The 993-nt window shown below is 74.6% G+C and carries 1 protein-coding gene; it reads right to left on the minus strand.

Annotation, left to right across the window (positions count from 1 at the left end):
• Nucleotides 1-142: 142 nt before the first annotated feature.
• Nucleotides 143-993 (minus strand): ABC-2 family transporter permease (locus GPK42_RS09805; RefSeq protein ID WP_338404358.1); only part of this gene is annotated, 851 nt, incomplete at its 5' end.

Genomic DNA, 993 nt, shown 5'->3' on the forward strand with positions numbered 1-993 from the left:
TGCCAACATGACGATCTCAGGGTTGGGCAGCACGCAGTCGGCGATCGAGCGCAGCGCCGAACCCCAGCCGGCGTCGAGCAGGGCATTCCCGCCCAGGACAAACGCTGCGGAGAGGGGGACGAGCACGGCGGCGAGCAGCTTCCTATGCATCTGCCCTCCCGTCCTCGAAGCGGCAGAACCAGGCGAGAAGGACGGCGGCGGCTGCCAGGGTGAGCACGAGGCCAGCGAGCGCAGTCGTGAGGAGTGGGCCCGCCGCGCGTACGGCGTCGATGAAGGCCTCCACCCCGAGCGACCCCAGACGCGCGGGCCAGGCGAGCGGCACCCAGCTCAGGGGCGTCGCCAGGGCACCGGTGAGCTCGCCGGTCATGAGACCGTGCGCAAGTCCGCCCACCGAGAAGAACGCGAGGAGCATCCCCGCCACGCCGGCGCCGATGGCGGCGTTGCGGCCGAGGCGCAGGGCCACGCCGAGCCCCAGCGCGTAGAGGGGCAGGCTGCCCAGCACGATGCCCGCCCAGGCGGCCGCAAGCGGAGCGGGCCCGAGCGGCAGGCGCCCGGCGACGGCGAGCACGGCCCCGAACACGCCGAGCGCCACGGCCAGCGCGCCCGCGCCGAGCGCCGCAAGGGCGAGCAGCTTCGCCGCGACGGCGCGCCCGCGCGAGGGGACCGCCGTGAGGTTGGCGAGGCGCCCGGCAGCGCGCTCCTCGTCCACGGCGAGCCCGCAGACGATGGCGGACATGAGCGGCATGAGGGCGCCGAGGAACTGGGCGTAGGCGTCCGCGCCCAGCGCCGGGTCCCATCGGGTTATGGAGAAGTACTCGCCGCAGGCAAGACCGGCTGCCAAGCCGCAGACGAGGTGCACCGCCGTGAGCGGGGAGCGCGCCAGGCGCAGGGCCTCGGAGAGCAGGGCCCGCGGGAGAGTCATGCGTGGCGTCGGGTCGGAGAGTCGTGCCACGGCCATCACCTCTCCTCGGAGCGCGCGAACCAGGCCGCGCC

This window comes from Collinsella aerofaciens, assembly GCF_018785265.1.
GTDB lineage: Bacteria > Actinomycetota > Coriobacteriia > Coriobacteriales > Coriobacteriaceae > Collinsella > Collinsella aerofaciens_AI.